The organism is Demequina sp., from assembly GCA_024707205.1.
In the GTDB taxonomy this organism is placed as follows: domain Bacteria; phylum Actinomycetota; class Actinomycetes; order Actinomycetales; family Demequinaceae; genus Demequina.
This window is the reverse complement of the sequence record JANQAD010000001.1, coordinates 446,433-458,801: the sequence shown is the minus strand read 5'-3', so window position 1 is coordinate 458,801 and position 12,369 is coordinate 446,433. Positions and strand designations below refer to the sequence as shown.

The following is a 12,369-nucleotide window of genomic DNA, read 5'->3' as shown; positions in this document are numbered from 1 at the left end:
GAAACAGATACAGCATGTTGAAGCATCACGTTGGGGGATCGGCCTTTGGCGATGGGGCCAGGACCGGCGCCATTTACAACCCTGCCACCGGTGAGGCGACCGGCTCGGTCGCGTTCGCGACCGAGGATGAGGTCGCGCACGTCATCCAGGTGGCCGCGGCCGCGCAGAAGAAGTGGGCTGCGACGGGCCTGGTGAGGCGCGCGGACGTCTTCTTCCGCATGCGCCAGCTGCTCGTGGAGCGCCAGGACGAACTCGCCGCGATCGTCACGCGCGAGCACGGCAAGGTGCTGAGCGACGCGAAGGGCGAGGTCAGCCGCGGCATCGAAAATGTCGAGTTCGCTGCCGGCCTGGTGCACCTGCTCAAGGGAGAACATTCGATCGGCGTCGCGGGTGGCGTAGACGTGCACACCATCAAGGCTCCCGTTGGCGTGGTCGCGTGCATCACGCCGTTCAACTTCCCGGTGATGGTGCCGCTGTGGATGAGCGCCTCCGCTCTCGCGTGCGGCAACGCCAGTATCCTCAAGCCGAGTGAGAAGGACCCCAGCGCCGCGAACTTCATCGCCGCGCTGTGGGAGGAGGCCGGACTGCCCGCGGGCGTGTTCAACGTGGTCCACGGCGACAAGGTGGCCGTGGACTCGCTGCTCAACGCCCCTGGTATTGGCGCGGTCAGCTTCGTCGGCTCCACCCCGATCGCGCGCTACATCTACGAGACCGCCGCCAAGAACGGCAAGCGCGTGCAGGCCCTTGGCGGCGCCAAGAACCACATGATCGTGATGCCCGACGCTGACCTCGACTCCGCGGCCGACGCTGCGGTTGGCGCGGCGTACGGGGCGGCGGGGGAGCGCTGCATGGCGATCTCGGTGCTGGTTGCGGTTGGCGATGCGACGGCCGACGCGGTGATCGCCAAGATCGGCGAGCGGGCGGCAAAGCTCACGATCGGCGACGGCGCCGACTCGGCCACCGACATGGGCCCGCTCATCACCCGCGAGCACCGCGACCGTGTGGCGAGTTATGTGACGGCCGCCGCAGGGGAGGGTGCGTCGGTGGTCATCGACGGCACCACTCGGACCTTCGAGGGCGACGGCTACTTCCTCGGCGCGAGCCTCGTCGACAACGTGCGCCCGGGCATGAAGGTCTACGACGACGAGATCTTCGGACCCGTGCTGTCCGTGGTGCGAGCCGCGTCCTACGACGAGGCGGTGGCGATCATCAACGGCAACCCGTTCGCGAACGGCACCGCGATCTTCACTCGCGACGGCGGCACCGCCCGCGCGTTCGAGCAGGACATCGAGGTTGGCATGGTGGGCATCAACGTGCCGATCCCCGTGCCGATCGGCGCGTACTCGTTCGGCGGCTGGAAGAACTCCCTGTTCGGGGACAGCCACATCTACGGGCCGGAGTCCATCCACTTCTACACGCGCTCCAAGGTCATCACCACGCGCTGGCCGGATGCGAGCGAGTCGCAGATCGAGCTCGGTTTCCCGAGCAACCACTGAGGGCTGAGGACATGAACGACAACGACCCCAAGTACGTCTTCCACTCGTGGAGCGCGCAGGCCACCCTCAACCCCGTCAACGTGGTGCGGGGAGAGGGCAGTACCTTCTGGGATGACAAGGGCAAGAGCTACCTCGACTTCTCGAGCCAGCTCGTCAACCTGAACCTCGGCCACCAGCACCCGGACCTGGTCGCCGCCATCCAGGCCCAAGCGGGAGCCCTCGCCACAATCCAGCCGGCCATGGCGTCGGATGTGCGGGGCGAGCTGGCGAGGCGCGTGGTGGAGGTGGCCGGTGGCCACTTCGCCAAGGTGTTCTTCACCAACGGCGGCGCCGACGCGAACGAGAACGCCGTGCGCATGGCGCGGCTCGTGACGGGCAAGCGCAAGGTGCTGACGATGTACCGCAGCTACCACGGCAACACGACCACCGCCATCACCGCGACCGGTGACCCGCGCAGGTGGGCCAACGAGCCCGCCGACCCCAGCGTCGTCCACTTCTTTGGACCGTACCTGTACCGCTCCGCGTTCTACGCGAGCACCCCGGAGGAGGAGAGCCAGCGCGCGCTCGAGCACCTGGAACAGACGATCATCCTCGAGGGCGCGAGCACCATTGGGGCGATTCTCATCGAGACCATCGTGGGCACCAACGGCGTGCTGATCCCGCCCCCGGGGTACCTCGCGGGCGTGCGCGAGCTGTGCGATAAGTACGGGATCGTCTGGATCGCGGACGAGGTGATGGTGGGCTTTGGCCGCGTTGGCGAGTGGTTCGCGTGGCAGACCGACGGGGCCGCCCCGGATCTCATCACCTTCGCCAAGGGCATCAACAGCGGGTACGTGCCGCTCGGTGGTGTGGTCATCAGTGAGCGCATCTCGGCGCACTTCGACAACACCGTCTTTCCTGGTGGGCTGACCTATTCGGGACACCCCCTCGCATGTGCGGCCGGCGTCGCGACGTTCGACGTCTTCGAGCGTGACGGGATCCTTGAACGAGTCCGCGACCTCGGTGAACGCGTGGTGCGCCCCACCCTCGAGGGCTGGCTCTCCACTCATCCGTCCGTGGGCGAGGTGCGCGGCACCGGACTGTTCTGGGCGGTGGAGCTGGTGCGCAACCGCGAGACCCGCGAGCCGCTGGTGCCGTTCAACGCGAGCGGCCCCGCCAACGCGCCCATGGCCGCCTTCGCGGCCGCGGCCAAGGCGGGCGGCGTGTGGCCGTTCACGCACTTCAACCGCATGCACGTTGCCCCGCCGCTCGTGATCACCGAGGCGGAGTTGGAGCAGGGTCTCGCGGTGCTCGACCAGGCTCTCGCGGTCGCCGACGCGGAGGTGGCTTCGTGACTAGCATCGCAAGTATGACTCCAGTTGTCGGCGGCCCGACGCTGCCCCAGGAACGCAGGATCGTCACCGAGATCCCGGGCCCGGTTTCGCGCGAACTGCTCGAGCGCAAGGCCGCCGCCGTCGCCGTGGGCGTGGCGCACACGGTGCCAATCGCGGCCGTGGCCGCGGGCGGCGGCGTGATCGTGGACGCGGACGGCAACTCGCTCATCGACCTCGGAGCCGGCATCGCCGTCACGAGCGTTGGCAACTCGCACCCCAAGGTGGTCGAGGCCGTCCAGCGTCAGGCCGCGGCCTTCACGCACACGTGCTTCATGATCTCGCCGTACGAGGGCTACGTGGCCGTGGCCGAGGCGCTCAACCGCCTCACGCCGGGCGACCACGCGAAGAAGTCCGCCCTGTTCAACAGCGGGGCCGAGGCCGTTGAGAACGCCGTCAAGATCGCGCGCAAGTTCACCGGGCGTCAGGCCGTTGTGGCGTTCGACCACGCGTACCACGGCCGCACCAACCTGACCATGGCGCTGACGGCCAAGTCGATGCCCTACAAGTCCGGCTTTGGGCCGTTCGCCTCCGAGGTCTACCGCGCCCCCATGAGCTACCCGTTCCACGATGGGCTCAGCGGAGAGGACGCCGCGAAGCGGGCCATCTCGGTGATCGACAAGCAGGTTGGCGCCGCCAACCTCGCGGCGGTCATCATCGAGCCCATCCAGGGAGAGGGCGGCTTCATCGTCCCCGCGGACGGCTTCCTCAATGCGATTCAGGCGTGGTGCAACGAGAACGGCGTGGTCTTCATCGCCGACGAGGTGCAGACGGGCTTCACGCGCACTGGCGCGATGTTCGCCTCCGAGCTGTTCGGCATCGTCCCAGACCTGATCACCACGGCTAAGGGCATCGCGGGCGGCCTGCCGCTCGCGGCCGTGACCGGCCGCGCCGAGATCATGGACGCGACGCACCCCGGCGGCCTCGGCGGCACCTACGGCGGCAACCCCATCGCCTGTGCCGCGGCGCTCGCCGCGATCGAGGCCTTCGAGACCGAGGGCTTCATCGAGAGCGCCAAGGAGATCGGCGAGGCGCTGTTCTCGCGGCTCGGCGCCCTGCAAGAGGCCGACGCCCGCATCGGTGACGTTCGCGGCCGCGGGGCCATGGTGGCCGTCGAGTTCGTGAAGGAGGGGACGCACGAGCCGGACCCGGCCCTGGCGTCGGCCGTGGCCAAGGGCTGCATCGCGCAAGGCGTGGTGGTGCTCACGTGCGGCACGTACGGCAACATCATCCGCTTCCTGCCGCCGCTCACGATCCCCGACGCTCTGCTTGCCGAGGGGCTCGACGTGGTCGAATCCGTGCTGAAGGACATCCCATGATCCGCGAAGAAGAGCTGCTCGCGAAAGTACCCACCCAACTGTTCATCGGCGGTGGGTGGGTGGACGCCGCAGCCGGCGAGACCCTCGATGTGCACGACCCGGCGACGAACAAGGTCATCGCGACCATAGCGTCGGCCCGCGCGGGCGACGCCGTGCGCGCGCTGGACGCCGCCGTGGCCGCCAAGGACGAGTGGGCCGCGACCGCCCCGCGAGTGCGGGCGGAGCTGCTGCGCGCCGCGTTCGAGAAGGTGCGCGAGCGTGCCGACGAGTTCGCGCTGCTCATGACGCTCGAGATGGGAAAGCCGCTCGCGGAGGCGCGCGGCGAGGTCGCCTACGGCAACGAGTTCCTGCGCTGGTTCTCCGAAGAGGCGGTGCGCGTCACGGGACGCTACGGGCTCAACCCCGAGGGCACCGGGCGCATGGTCGTGGCCCAGCGGCCCGTGGGACCGTGCTTCTTCATCACGCCGTGGAACTTCCCGCTCGCGATGGCCACGCGCAAGATCGCACCCGCGCTCGCGGCCGGCTGCACCGTGGTGGTCAAGCCCGCGGAACTCACGCCGCTCACGACGCTGTACCTGGCCAAGACCTTCCAGGACGTGGGCCTTCCCGCGGGCGTCATTAACGTGTTTACGACGCACTTCTCCCGCGAGACGTCGGCGCCGATCATCTCCGATCCGCGCCTGCGCAAGCTGTCCTTCACGGGCTCCACGGAGGTGGGGCAGAAGCTCATCGCCCAGGCCTCAGAGCGCGTGCTGCGGGTGTCCATGGAACTGGGCGGCAACGCGCCATTCGTGGTCTTCGAGGACGCGGACCTGGACGCGGCCGTCGAGGGCGCGCTGGCCGCGAAGTTCCGCAACATCGGCCAGGCATGCACGGCGGCCAACCGCTTCATCGTGCACTCGTCCGTCGCCGAGGAGTTTGCGCGCAAGGTGACCGAGCGCGTGTCCGCCATGAAGGTGGGGCGCGGCACCGATGACGGCGTGAACATCGGCCCGCTCATCAACGCCGACGCCGTGTCCACTTCTGCCGTCCTTGTGGCCGACGCTGTGGCCAAGGGCGCGCGCGTCCTCACGGGCGGCTCGGTGGTGGAGGGTGAGGGCACGTTCTTTGAGCCCACCGTCATCTCCGATGTGCAGCCGGGAAGCGACATCCTGACCACCGAGATCTTCGGCCCTGTGCTCGCCATCGCGACGTTCTCCACGGAAGAGGAGGCGGTCGCGCTCGCCAACGACACCGACTACGGCCTCGTCTCCTACGTCTACACCAGGGATCTTGCCCGTGGCCACCGCATGATCGACCGGCTCGAGACCGGCATGATGGGCCTCAACGTCGGCGTCGTCTCGAACGCCGCGGCGCCGTTCGGCGGCGTGAAGCTGTCCGGGCTGGGCCGCGAGGGCGGCCTCGAGGGCATCCACGAATACCTGTCCACCAAGTACACGCTCATCCCCACCACCTGAGGAGACTCACATGACCGAGTACGCCGTCATCAACCCCTCCACCGGCGAGACCCTCGCCACGTATCCCACGGCCACCGACGCCGAAATCGTTGCAGCGGTGAGCGCCGCCGATGGTGCGTATCGCAACTGGGCGCGCACAACGTCGGCCAGTGAGCGGGCCGCGCTGGTGCGCCGCGCCGCCGAGCTGCACCGCGAGCGCCGCGACGAGCTTGCGGCGATCATCGTGCGCGAGATGGGCAAGCCGCTGTCCCACGCGTACGGCGAGGTGGACTTCGCCGCCGACATCACCGAGTACTACGCGGACAACGCGGAGACGATCACTAAAGACCAGCCCATCGACATCCTCGGCGAGGGCACGGCCGTGATCCGCCGCAGCCCCATCGGCCCGCTGCTGGGGATCATGCCGTGGAACTTCCCGTACTACCAGGTGGCTCGCTTCGCGGCGCCCAATCTGGTGGTGGGCAACACGATCATCCTCAAGCACGCTCCGCAGTGTCCGGAGTCGGCGGCCGCGATCGCCGCGATCTACAAGGACGCGGGCTTCCCGGAGGGCGCGTACGTCAACGTCTACGCCTCGAACGACCAGGCCGCGACGATCATCGCGGACCCGCGCGTCGCGGGCGTTTCGGTCACGGGATCCGAGCGCGCGGGTGCGGCCGTCGCCGCCCTCGCCGGCGCGAACCTCAAGAAGGTCGCGCTCGAGATGGGCGGCTCGGACCCGTTCATCCTGCTGTCCACCGATGACCTCGACTCGGTGGTGGAGGCCGCCGCGGAGGCGCGCCTAGACAACACCGGGCAGTCTTGCAACGCGCCCAAGCGCTTCATCGTCATCGACTCGCTGTACGACGCGTTCGTGGAGAAGTTCACCGACGCAATGAAGTCCCAGGTGCTCGGCGACGGGTTTGACGAGAGCAGCACCATCGGGCCGCTGTCGTCGTTGGCCGCCGCGGACCGGCTCGAGGACCAGGTCAACCGCGCGGTGGCCCAGGGCGCGACCCTCGTGACCGGTGGGACGCGCGAGGGCGCGTTCTTCCAGCCGACGGTCCTCACCGGGGTCACCAAGGACAACGACATCTACCGCGAGGAGCTGTTCGGCCCCGCCTCGACCATCTACAAGGTCGCCTCCGAGGACGAGGCCGTTGCTCTCGCGAACGACACGGGCTACGGGCTGGGCTCGTACGTGTACACGACCGACGCCGAGCAGGCTGATCGCGTGGCCAACGGGATCGACGCGGGCATGGTCTACATCAACATCGTGCTTGCGGACAGCCCGGAGCTGCCCTTCGGCGGGGTGAAGCGCTCCGGAACCTCTCGCGAGATGGGGCTGTTGGCCGCGGACGAGTTCGTCAACAAGAAGCTGGTGCGCGTAGGGCCGTAGCAGACCGCGCTATCACCAGCCGTCGATGCCGGCTTCGCCAACGCATCGAAAGCGGTCGATCGCCTCCTGTTCCTTCGGCGTGCCTATGTCGTCTTCCTGCATCACGAGCATCGCCTTGAGTTCGTCGGCGGTGACGTCGTCGTCGATCTCGTAGCCGAGGCGGCGCAGGCAGTCAATGAGCACCGGCATTCCCGCCTCGAAGGCGTCGTTGGCTGCCTCGACCGCCACCGGCTGCCGCATGTACAGCATCTCGACAAAGTTCGAGTTGGCCTGAATGCACTCATCGGCGATCGCGGAGTTGTCCTCACCCTCAAAGGTGTAGCTGGGGAACAGGATCCCGTTCGTCACCGCGGGAGCCAACTCCTCGTACCGCACGCCCGCCGCATCGAAGCACGCAAACGTCGCATGCACGGCGCCTTGCACTGCCTCAAACGACACTTCGCCGGAGTCCAGGGACTCCTCGATGATCCTGATCTGCGCCGCGCTCGCGCCGTCGGCTCGTGCGTCTTCGAGCGCGCTTGCGGCAAGGGCCGCGAAGTCGCCGTCCGCCGGGCTGGCGCTCGGCTCATCAGCCACAGCGCATCCGGCGAGAACAATCGCGAGGCAGGGAACGAAGGCGGCCCGCACTAGTGCCACGAGTCGACTCCATATTGCCCGAACGGGATCTTCTTCATGGGAGTCCCCCTTGACCGCGCCCCCTGCCGCGGAGTTTCCGCGCCACTGCGATACCAGCACACTATCCACGGGCGCGGCGGCCTGCAACGGAAACGGACTGCCAAGAGGGTCCAAGGTCACGTTCCAGACATACGGATGCCGGTCTCGATTGGCGTCCTTCGTGAAGTAGCAGAGGACGAGGCCCGCGTCGCCTTGCCAGATGGCGCGTATGCGGGCGCGGGAGCCACGCTCGCCTCACGCGAGGCGACGCTCGGCGCCCAGGTGGTGGTCAGCGTCGGGTGGCCCGACGGTGCGGCCGCCTCAGCGCTCGACCACGGCCAGGCGCTTCTTGGGTTGCTGGATCCGTGGAACCACCCGGAGGAGCTGGTCGCGACCTGGTGCGACACGAGCCGCAGGCGCCCAGTTATCCGCAGATAGCCAGGAGGCCCATGCGGAGTCGGAGCGCGGCCATAGCCTCAACGGCATCGCCCCAAAGAATCCAGCGCTGGACAAGGCGGCGCACAACCAGGCGGCGGCGGAAGGGGCGGCGCTTTGCAAGTCGCGCATTTGAGGTAAATGGAGGGGACGAAATGAGTGGACATAAATGGGCGCTACATATTAAGGTAAGTAGGTGACGCCGCGGTGGACCGCGTCAAGCGAGAAGCATGGCGTGCCGCGCGACGACCAGATATACGTCATGCTCAACTCGACGTATATTGCCCGGCTTCCCAACGAGGACAGGGGTGACGGAACGGTCTGGCTGTACATCGGCCACGCGCACGCACAGACGGACCGGGAGGTGGAAGTCCTGGTGAGGACATTCAGCGACGGGAGGGCGGCGATCGTTTTCCACGCGATGGAGCTTGGTCCTAAGTACCGCGCGTTTCGAGAGGAGCACCCCAATGGCTGAGATGACCGAGGAAGACTGGCAGGCGCTCGCGGACCACCTCACAGATCCGAACGTTGAGTTGCCACCTCCAGCGGAAGTTCTCACTGGAGAGGCCGCCGCGGCGCACGGACGCGCTTTCCTGCTGTCGGAGTACGGCTCTGAAGAAGCCCTCGACGCAGTGCTACGGCGTGCGGGACGCACGAGGCTCGGCGAGCAGCCTAAAGGCGCCTCGCCGACCGTCAGGAGTCGAGTCCCAGAGGCGGATTTCGTCGCCCTCAAGCGGCTGGAGACGGAGACGGGCAAGAGCCAGTCCGAGCTGGTGCGCGAGGCTATCGCGCTCCTGCTCGATCAGCATCGCCGCTCCGCCTGACGACGGAGACGGTTTTCCACAGGGCTCCCGCTCCGTGTCTGCGGCTGAACGTAGACTCGTGCGCATGGCATCAGAACTGGATGCGTCCGACGAGGCGGCAAGAGACCAGGCGGCGATCGACGCCGCCTGGAACGCCGAGCTGCGCAAGCGGATCGATGAGATCGAGAGCGGCGCCGTGGGGTTGGTTGACGGCGAGGAGACCATGCGCCTTGCACGCGAACTCATAGACGCGAAGCGCACGCAAGCGCACGGGTGAGTGGCACATCCTGGAGCGAGCACCCTGGCGCACGCGAGGACATCCGCGCGATGCCAGATGCATGGCCAAAGGTCTCGTACTGGGTCGAGCCGCCAACTGTGCGGCGTCGCAGCGTCAAGCCATTTCGCATCGCCGTCGTCTACCTCGTGAGACGAGGTGAAGTCCACATCGTTGCCTATGCGCATGAGGCTCGTGAGCCCGGCTACTGGCGGCACCGGGTTGCGGCGTAGCGGACTTCATGTCCTCACGTGAAGCTAGTTCGCCTGAGATCCGGACCTGAGGTACTCACAGGGCGCGACACGGGCCGTTAGTCACGGGCCACCTACCAGGCATGGGGATAGTCTCCGAGTGACGCAAAGGAGCCCCGGATGCCCGTTTCGATCGGCGTCCTCCGCGAAGCAGCGGAGGGCGAGACTCGCGTTGCCCTGACGCCGACCGTCGTCACCACGCTTGTGCGCGACGGCCACACCGTGACAGTCGAAAAGGGCGCCGGCCACCGCGCTGGCTTCCCCGATGACGAGTACGCCGCCGCCGGAGCCACGCTCGCCCCGCGTGAGGCGACGCTCGGGGCCCAGGTGGTGGTCAGCGTCGGGCCGCCCGACGCTGTGGCGACCAAGGCGCTCAAGCCCGGCCAAGCGTTGGTCGGGTTGGTGGACGGCCTCAAGAAGGACGGCGTGCACGTGCTGAGCCTCGACCGCCTGCCGCGGCAGATCAGCCGAGCCCAGACGATGGACGCGCTGAGCTCGCAGGCGTCCATTTCGGGGTACCGCGCAGCGATCGTCGCAGCGGAGCGCTACGGCCGCTACTTCCCCATGATGGTGACCGCGGCCGGGACGGCGAAGCCGGCAACGGTGCTGGTATTGGGCGCGGGGGTGGCGGGCCTGCAGGCCATCGCCACGGCTCGCCGCCTCGGCGCCCGCGTCACCGGCTACGACGTGCGCCCCGCCGCACGCGAGGAGGTCACGAGCCTTGGCGCCGCGTTCCTCGCGACCTCGGTCGATGCCGTGGGCGAGGGCGGATACGCGCGCGAGCTCACCCCGGAAGAGAGCGCCAGGCAGCGGGAGGAACTCGCCAAGGCGATCGCCGGATTCGACGTTGTCATCACCACCGCCAAGGTGCCCGGCCGCAAGCCGCCGGAACTCGTGGACGCGGCCACGGTCGCGGCGATGCGGAGGGGGAGCGTCATCGTGGACCTCGCCGCCGGGCCGCTCGGCGGCAACGTGGCCGGTACCAGGCCCGACGCGGTGGTCACCACCGCGAACGGCGTCACCCTGATCGGCGCGGGCGAGATCGCCCGCGACATGGCGCCCGCGGCGTCGGACGCATACGCACGCAACGTCGCGGCCGTGATCGCGGCGATCGTGAAGGACGGCGAATTGACCATCGACTCCGACGACGAGGTGATCTCGAAGATGCTGGTGACGCCATGACCCCCGAGTTGATGAGCGACTTAGGGCTCTTCGTGCTGTCGCTGCTCGTGGGCTTCGAGGTGATCTCGAAGATCCCCGCGACCCTGCACACGCCCATGATGTCCGGCGCCAACTCCATTCACGGCGTGGTGCTCGTTGGCGCGATCCTCATCGCGGGCCTCGTGGACTCTCCGGTGGGCTACGTGCTCGCGTTCGTCGCCGCGGCGTTCGCCGCGATGAACGTGGTGGGCGGCTACGTGGTCACGGACCGCATGCTCGGGATGTTCAGGGCCAAGCCCAAGGACGAGGAGGCGAGCAAGTGACTGCGCTCGAGGCCGTCGTGGGCCTGATCTACCTCGGCGCGGCCACGACCTTCGTGCTGGGCCTGCACCTCATGCGCTCCCCGGCGACCGCGAGGCGCGGCAACCTGTTGAGCGCCTCCGGCATGGCCGCCGCGATCCTCGCCACGCTCGCGCTGGTGAGCTTCGACGACGCCTTCGCGATCACGGCGGGAGGCTGGGCAGCCCTTATCGGTGGCACCGCGCTCGGGGCCGCCGCGGGCGCAGTGAGTGCACGTCGGATCAAGATGACCGCGATGCCCCAGCTCGTCTCGCTGTTCAATGCGGTGGGCGGCGGCGCGGCCGCGATCATCGCGTTCCCCGAACTCATGCACCGCTTCGAGGAGCTGGACCTGCTCGGCGCCTCCTACTCGGCGATCCCCACGTCAGTGCGCCTCTTCGTCGGTCTCGACATTCTCATCGGCTCGATCACTTTCTCAGGCTCGCTCATCGCGGCAGGCAAGCTCCAAGGCTGGGTGTCCGGCGCGCCCATCGCCTTTCCCGGCTCCCGCGCGCTGCTCGCGCTCGCAGCCTTAACTGGCGTTGGCTCCGTCGCCTGGCTCATCGCCGCACCTGGAATGGTGCCGCTCATCGTCCTCACGCTGGCCGCGCTCGCATTCGGCATCCTCATGGTGCTGCCCATCGGCGGCGCCGACATGCCCGTGGTCGTGTCCCTGCTCAACGCCTTCACGGGCCTCGCGGTGGCGATGTCCGGCTTCGTGGTGGGCAGCGACATCCTGATCGTCGCCGGAGGCCTGGTGGGAGCGTCGGGCACCATCCTGACCAAGCTCATGGCCGACGCCATGAACCGGTCCGTGCTCAGCATCATGATCGGCGGGTTCGGCACCGGTGACGCGCCCGCTGGGGCGACCATGCCGTCGGGCGGCGAGGTGCGGCGTACCGACGCCGACGACGTTGCGCTGCGGCTCGCGTATGCCTCCAAGGTCATCATCGTGCCTGGTTACGGCCTTGCCGCGGCCCAGGCGCAGCGCGAGGCCGGAGAGCTCGGCAAAGCGCTCACCGAGCGCGGCATCACCGTGTTCTACGCCATCCACCCGGTCGCGGGGCGCATGCCGGGCCACATGAATGTGCTGCTCGCGGAGGCCGATGTGCCGTACCCGCAGTTGCTCGAGATGGACGACGCCAACCCCGAGTTCCCCACGTGCGACGTGGCCCTCGTGGTGGGAGCGAACGACGTCACCAACCCGGCCGCGCGCCGGGCGGGGAATGCCATCTCAGGCATGCCCATCCTGGATGTGGACAGGGCGCGGTCGATCGTCGTCATCAAGCGCTCGATGGGCCACGGGTACGCGGGCCTCGATAACGAGCTCTATGCGAATGACAAGACCGGCATGCTCTTCGCGGATGCCAAGAAGGGCCTTGGCGAGATCCTCGCGGCGCTCAAGGAGTACGCGGTCTGAGTTCGTAGCTCC

13 protein-coding genes are annotated in these 12,369 nt (G+C 68.1%); 12 read left to right on the top strand and 1 reads right to left on the bottom strand.

Annotated features, from left to right (window positions below; all coding sequences use genetic code 11):
• Nucleotides 1-14: 14 nt before the first annotated feature.
• Genes NVV57_02340 through NVV57_02320 form a run of 5 tightly spaced genes read left to right on the top strand, consistent with a single transcriptional unit; the run spans nucleotide 15 to nucleotide 7,020 of the window.
• Complete coding sequence (locus NVV57_02340; GenBank protein ID MCR6711588.1) at nucleotides 15-1,496, top strand: CoA-acylating methylmalonate-semialdehyde dehydrogenase; 1,482 nt, start codon at nucleotides 15-17, stop codon at nucleotides 1,494-1,496.
• A gap of 11 nt (nucleotides 1,497-1,507) precedes the next feature.
• Entirely contained in the window at nucleotides 1,508-2,830 is a 1,323-nt protein-coding gene (locus NVV57_02335; GenBank protein ID MCR6711587.1) for an aspartate aminotransferase family protein, read from the top strand.
• A gap of 14 nt (nucleotides 2,831-2,844) precedes the next feature.
• Nucleotides 2,845-4,185: a 4-aminobutyrate--2-oxoglutarate transaminase gene (gabT, locus tag NVV57_02330; GenBank protein ID MCR6711586.1), complete on the top strand. Its 1,341-nt coding sequence runs from the start codon at nucleotides 2,845-2,847 to the stop codon at nucleotides 4,183-4,185.
• Entirely contained in the window at nucleotides 4,182-5,642 is a 1,461-nt protein-coding gene (locus NVV57_02325) for an NAD-dependent succinate-semialdehyde dehydrogenase (GenBank protein MCR6711585.1), read from the top strand. Before gabT ends, NVV57_02325 begins: the two co-directional genes overlap by 4 nt.
• A 10-nt stretch (nucleotides 5,643-5,652) precedes the next feature.
• Entirely contained in the window at nucleotides 5,653-7,020 is a 1,368-nt protein-coding gene (locus tag NVV57_02320) for an NAD-dependent succinate-semialdehyde dehydrogenase (GenBank protein ID MCR6711584.1), read from the top strand.
• A 12-nt stretch (nucleotides 7,021-7,032) separates the two neighbouring features.
• Here NVV57_02320 and NVV57_02315 read toward each other — a convergent pair whose 3' ends face one another.
• Nucleotides 7,033-7,656 (bottom strand): hypothetical protein, encoded by a 624-nt coding sequence (locus NVV57_02315; protein MCR6711583.1) that lies wholly within the window; start codon nucleotides 7,654-7,656, stop codon nucleotides 7,033-7,035.
• Nucleotides 7,657-7,830: 174 nt separating this feature from the next.
• On the opposite strand from NVV57_02315, the gene NVV57_02310 reads away from it, so the two are divergent.
• The 7 genes from NVV57_02310 (at nucleotide 7,831) to NVV57_02280 (ending at nucleotide 12,357) form a co-directional block, all read left to right on the top strand.
• Nucleotides 7,831-8,112, top strand: a complete 282-nt coding sequence (locus tag NVV57_02310) for a hypothetical protein (protein MCR6711582.1) — start codon at nucleotides 7,831-7,833, stop codon at nucleotides 8,110-8,112.
• Nucleotides 8,113-8,344: 232 nt separating this feature from the next.
• Nucleotides 8,345-8,584 carry a hypothetical protein gene (locus NVV57_02305; GenBank protein MCR6711581.1) on the top strand — a complete coding sequence of 80 codons (240 nt, stop codon included), beginning with the start codon at nucleotides 8,345-8,347 and terminating at the stop codon, nucleotides 8,582-8,584.
• Nucleotides 8,577-8,933: a ribbon-helix-helix protein, CopG family gene (locus NVV57_02300; protein MCR6711580.1), complete on the top strand. Its 357-nt coding sequence runs from the start codon at nucleotides 8,577-8,579 to the stop codon at nucleotides 8,931-8,933. Before NVV57_02305 ends, NVV57_02300 begins: the two co-directional genes overlap by 8 nt.
• 64 nt (nucleotides 8,934-8,997) lie before the next feature.
• The gene (locus NVV57_02295) at nucleotides 8,998-9,189 is read left to right on the top strand and encodes an addiction module protein (protein ID MCR6711579.1); all 192 of its coding nucleotides are present in this window, start codon (nucleotides 8,998-9,000) and stop codon (nucleotides 9,187-9,189) included.
• A gap of 368 nt (nucleotides 9,190-9,557) precedes the next feature.
• The gene (locus NVV57_02290; GenBank protein ID MCR6711578.1) at nucleotides 9,558-10,619 is read left to right on the top strand and encodes an NAD(P) transhydrogenase subunit alpha; all 1,062 of its coding nucleotides are present in this window, start codon (nucleotides 9,558-9,560) and stop codon (nucleotides 10,617-10,619) included.
• Nucleotides 10,616-10,921, top strand: coding sequence for an NAD(P) transhydrogenase subunit alpha (locus tag NVV57_02285; GenBank protein ID MCR6711577.1), 306 nt, complete (start codon nucleotides 10,616-10,618; stop codon nucleotides 10,919-10,921). The genes NVV57_02290 and NVV57_02285 overlap by 4 nt, the downstream gene beginning before the upstream one ends.
• Nucleotides 10,918-12,357, top strand: a complete 1,440-nt coding sequence (locus tag NVV57_02280) for an NAD(P)(+) transhydrogenase (Re/Si-specific) subunit beta (protein ID MCR6711576.1) — start codon at nucleotides 10,918-10,920, stop codon at nucleotides 12,355-12,357. The genes NVV57_02285 and NVV57_02280 overlap by 4 nt, the downstream gene beginning before the upstream one ends.
• The last annotated feature ends 12 nt before the right edge of the window (nucleotides 12,358-12,369 follow it).

Bases quoted from the DNA above. Each gene is read 5' to 3' on its own strand.
- NVV57_02340 (MCR6711588.1), top strand. From the start codon at position 15: ATGTTGAAGCATCACGTTGGGGGATCGGCCTTTGGCGATGGGGCCAGG.
- gabT (MCR6711586.1), top strand. From the start codon at position 2,845: ATGACTCCAGTTGTCGGCGGCCCGACGCTGCCCCAGGAACGCAGGATC.
- NVV57_02320 (MCR6711584.1), top strand. From the start codon at position 5,653: ATGACCGAGTACGCCGTCATCAACCCCTCCACCGGCGAGACCCTCGCC.
- NVV57_02310 (MCR6711582.1), top strand. From the start codon at position 7,831: ATGCCGGTCTCGATTGGCGTCCTTCGTGAAGTAGCAGAGGACGAGGCC.
- NVV57_02300 (MCR6711580.1), top strand. From the start codon at position 8,577: ATGGCTGAGATGACCGAGGAAGACTGGCAGGCGCTCGCGGACCACCTC.
- NVV57_02285 (MCR6711577.1), top strand. From the start codon at position 10,616: ATGACCCCCGAGTTGATGAGCGACTTAGGGCTCTTCGTGCTGTCGCTG.
- NVV57_02325 (MCR6711585.1), top strand. From the start codon at position 4,182: ATGATCCGCGAAGAAGAGCTGCTCGCGAAAGTACCCACCCAACTGTTC.
- NVV57_02295 (MCR6711579.1), top strand. From the start codon at position 8,998: ATGGCATCAGAACTGGATGCGTCCGACGAGGCGGCAAGAGACCAGGCG.
- NVV57_02335 (MCR6711587.1), top strand. From the start codon at position 1,508: ATGAACGACAACGACCCCAAGTACGTCTTCCACTCGTGGAGCGCGCAG.
- NVV57_02290 (MCR6711578.1), top strand. From the start codon at position 9,558: ATGCCCGTTTCGATCGGCGTCCTCCGCGAAGCAGCGGAGGGCGAGACT.